Raw genomic sequence first — 4,083 nt, forward strand, 5'->3', positions numbered from 1 at the left:
TCGGGACAAACCGTTCGTTCACCTCTCAGGCGGCCAGCAACGCCGGTGTCTGCTCGCGCGGGCGTTGATGGATTCGCCTGCCGCCCTCTTGCTCGACGAGCCAACAGCCGGGGTCGATACCGAAGGTCAGCGGCAATTCTGCGTCATTCTGCGCGAGCTTTCCGCACAAGGCATCACGATTGTCCTGGTCAGCCACGACATCCCCCTCATCACCCAATACGCCCATCGCATCGCCTGCCTCGGCGTCACGCTGCACTGGCATGGCGCTGCGGGCGCGCTGGAACAGCACACCGTCCTCGACGCGTACCGTTGCGAACTGGAGCGATACCAAGTCGGCGATCCATGCATCATTTCGCATGGTCCCAGAGGGAAGCCCTGTTCATGACCCCCCGAACCACCAACATCATGACCCTATGAAAACAGCACCCGACAGTCCCATGAAGTTTCCCCTACGCGGCACACTCCTCGAGATAGAGGAGGGCGCACAGCTTCAGCCCAAGTTCGACGAACGCGGCCTCATCCCGTGCGTCACACAAGACGCCTCCACGCTCGAGGTGCTCATGGTCGGTGTGATGAACGCGGAGGCGCTGGGTCTCACCCTTGCCACCCGGGAGGCGCACTACTGGTCGCGCTCACGGCAGGAGCTCTGGCGCAAGGGCGAGCAGAGCGGCCTCGTCCAGCATGTCGAGCACGTGCTCATCGACGACGATCAGGATTGCGTGCTGCTGCGGGTGCGGATTGAAGGCGGCGCATCCTGCCATGTCGGCTACCGCTCGTGTTTCTTCCGTGAGGTCGCGCGACTAGGCCCCGGCCCGGACTTCGCGCTGAACTTTTTGGAAAAGGAAAAAGTGTTTGATCCCTCGAAGGTTTACCAGACTGGACAGGATGGCACACCGCTGGTGAAATCCCGAACACCGTCCTCATGACCACCGTGTTCAAACGCTTCTCGTTCGACGCCGCACACCGGCTGCCAGGACTCGTTCCAGGCCATCGTTGCGGGCGAATACACGGCCACACCTTTCATCTGGAGGTCCGGTGCGCCGGTCCCATTAACCCGCGCACGGGCATGGTCGTGGCCTACGAGGACATCAAGGCTGCTGTGGTGCCCGTGCTTGCCGATCTGGATCATCACCTGCTCAACGACCTACCCGGACTCGAGATTCCGACGACAGAAAACCTCGCCGCCTACCTCTGGCACCGGCTCCAGCCGACCCTGCCGTTGCTCTCCGAACTGCTGCTGCAGGAGACTGCGACGGCCGGCATTCTCTATCGCGGGCCGGAAACACAGGTCAGCGGCGGCAAACGACGCCGGCAGGATGTGGCCGTCCGCAGAGTTCAACCAAAGCGAACTACCAAAACATCAACATGAAAACACACAACACACTCGCACTCCTCATCACACTCATCATCGGCGTGAACGCCGCCGAACCGGACAAGGACGGCTGGCAGACGCTCTTTGATGGCAAGACGCTCACCGGCTGGCACGTCAGCAGCAAGACAGGCCATTCGCACACGAGCAAGAACACAAGCGGCGGTAAATGGGAGGTCGTGGACGGTGCCATTCACGGTTCACAGGATCAGCCCGGCAACGGCGGGATCATCATCACCGATGAGCAGTTCGGCGACTTCGAGGTGGTGGTCGAAATGAAGAACGATTTCGGCCCGGACAGCGGTCTGTTCCTCCGCAGCACCGAGGATGGCAAGGCCTATCAGGCGATGATTGATTACCACGGCGGAGGCAATCTGATGGGCATTTACGGCGAAGGTCTCGGCGGCAAACCGCACCTGCGCAATTACAACTTTGCGGGTGCGCCGACGCGCATCGAAGCCAAGGCCACGGGCAACCCGCAAACACCACTGCTCGTACTGCCCGAGGCGTGGGCGAGGTTCTGGCGCCACGGCGAATGGAATGAGCTGCGCGCCCGCATCACCGGCGGCACCAAGCCGACCATCACAACCTGGATTAACGGGGTGAAGTTCATGGAATGGACCGAAACCGAAGCACGCCACCCGGCGCGTGGGGGCATCGCTCTGCAAGTCCACGGCGGTGGCCGCCCCGAGGATTACGACGGGAAATATGTCCGGTATCGGGGAATCCGCGTGAGGAAACTCGACCCTGCAACTGCGAAGTAAACCTCACTCCTGTTCGCTATGAAGAACATTGGTATCAAACGCTCCACCTTCGTTCGCTTAATGGTCGCGGGCGCACTGTCCGCCCCCTTGGCCACGCGTCGAGCCATTGCAGCTGCGGGCGCACCACGCAAGCTCGTGCTCATTGCGGGCAAAGCCAGCCACGGGCCGGGCCTTCACGAGTTCCGGGCGGGAAACATCCTGCTCGAGAAACGGATGCGAGGCGTGCCCGGGCTGCGCGTCGAACTGCACGAACAAGGCTGGGTGCGGGACGAAGCCACCCTTGCCGATGCGGATGCGGTGGTGATTTTCTGCGACGGCGGTAAGAACCATCCCGCCATTCAGGATGGTCGGATCGCGCTACTCGAAAAACTCGTCCAGCGCGGCGCCGGCATCGGCATGATGCATTTCGGCGTCGAGGTGCCAGCGGAAAAGGGCGGAACGGAGTTCCGGCGCTGGATCGGGGGACACTACGAGCACCAGTTTTCCTGCAACCCGATCTGGGACGCGGCCTTCGAGCGCTTCCCCGACCACCCCATCGCCCGCGGAGTGCAACCCTTCACCATCCACGACGAATGGTATTTCAACATGCGCTTCGCCGAGGGCTTCGACGCCACCGGGCCGAAGACCATCAAGGGAGTGAAGTTCACGCCCGTGCTCGTCGCGAAGCCGTCCGACGCCACCCGCGACGGACCCTATGTGTATCCCAAGGGCCCCTACCCGCATATCCAGGAAGCGAAAGGCCGTCCGGAAGCCAAGCTGTGGGCCGTCGAACGCCCTGATGGCGGGCGCGGCTTCGGCTTTACCGGCGCGCACTTTCACAAGAACTGGCAGCAGGACGATTTCCGCAAGACGATCCTCAACGCGCTGTGCTGGGTAAGCAACGTCGAGGTGCCCGCTGGCGGCATCACTTCCGCCGCCGTGAGCGACGACGAACTGATGCAAAACCTCGACCCCAAGAAGTAATGGGACGCCGGCTTGCCTCCCTATGAACCTCCCTGCCAAGAGACAGCGGGCTCACCATGCCCGCCCGCCACGTCGCCACACCAGGTCCGTTGCCACCACGTCCGGCTGCCCAACCTGTGGACCGAACTGTTTGGATCTCGCCGCCCTGGTGGAATCCTCGGAGCTGCGCGAGCGCATCCGCGAGTTGAAGCGTGCACTGGCCGTGGCTCTTGGCGCGGAAGACTTGGCCGCCTGCCGCGCTGCGCGGGACGAATTGAGCGCGCTACTGGCCAAGTCCGGCAGCGAAGACACTCCCGAGACCGGTCCTGTGACTGTCCTTCAATCTGCACCCCGCCAGCGCGCCGTAGCCTGTGCTTCTAGACCCGTCAAGGGAAGCCTTCGTGCCAGGAAACGAAACCGGAAGAACTCCACCAGCCCTCAGGGCCTCGCCCCGATCCCGCCTGGTGATAAGCGGCTAGAGCCACTGGAGGGGAAGTGGAGATGATGGCCATGAGTCCATCACTGGAATTCGAGCGTGTGCTCGAACTCGAACCTGATTTTGAACCCGCTCGCCTAAACCTCGCCGACGCCCAGCGCTCCCTCACCGCATGAAATCTCCCGAACCACCACCCCTTCCGCAAACCCCCGCGGGCGAGCACATCGCGATCCTCTCTTGCATCCACGGCAACATGGCCGCACTCGAAGCCGTGTGGGACGACCTCCAGGCACGCAAAGTTGACCGGGTCATCTGTCTAGGCGACCTCGTCGGCTACGGCCCGTGGCCGCGCGAAGTCATCGACTTCGTCCAGCGGCACAACATCACCACAGTGCGTGGATGCTGGGATGAGGGCATCGGCCTCGAACGCTCGGATTGCGGCTGCAGCTGTGGGAGCAAGAGGTGTTTGCGCTGCTCCTGGGCGCAGGCAAAATCAACGACGAGGTCGTCGCCAACATCCGTTCCTGGAAACATTCGGGCTTCAGCGTGGACCAGAGCGTGCGCTTGGAGGC

6 protein-coding genes are annotated in these 4,083 nt (G+C 62.6%); all 6 read left to right on the forward strand.

Annotation, left to right across the window (positions count from 1 at the left end):
- A partial coding sequence (locus FJ404_19495) for an ATP-binding cassette domain-containing protein (protein MBM3825032.1) occupies positions 1-385 on the forward strand: 385 nt, incomplete at its 5' end.
- 28 nt (positions 386-413) lie between these two features.
- Positions 414-926, forward strand: coding sequence for a phosphoribosyl-AMP cyclohydrolase (gene hisI / locus FJ404_19500; GenBank protein MBM3825033.1), 513 nt, complete (start codon positions 414-416; stop codon positions 924-926).
- On the forward strand, positions 923-1,369 hold the full coding sequence (gene queD / locus FJ404_19505; protein MBM3825034.1) for a 6-carboxytetrahydropterin synthase QueD: 447 nt from the start codon (positions 923-925) through the stop codon (positions 1,367-1,369). The genes hisI and queD overlap by 4 nt, the downstream gene beginning before the upstream one ends.
- Entirely contained in the window at positions 1,366-2,133 is a 768-nt protein-coding gene (locus FJ404_19510; GenBank protein MBM3825035.1) for a DUF1080 domain-containing protein, read from the forward strand. The genes queD and FJ404_19510 overlap by 4 nt, the downstream gene beginning before the upstream one ends.
- 60 nt (positions 2,134-2,193) lie before the next feature.
- Positions 2,194-3,096, forward strand: coding sequence for a ThuA domain-containing protein (locus FJ404_19515; GenBank protein ID MBM3825036.1), 903 nt, complete (start codon positions 2,194-2,196; stop codon positions 3,094-3,096).
- A gap of 587 nt (positions 3,097-3,683) precedes the next feature.
- A partial coding sequence (locus FJ404_19520) for a metallophosphoesterase (protein ID MBM3825037.1) occupies positions 3,684-4,083 on the forward strand: 400 nt, incomplete at its 3' end.

This window comes from Verrucomicrobiota bacterium (assembly GCA_016871495.1).
GTDB lineage: Bacteria > Verrucomicrobiota > Verrucomicrobiia > Limisphaerales > VHDF01 > VHDF01.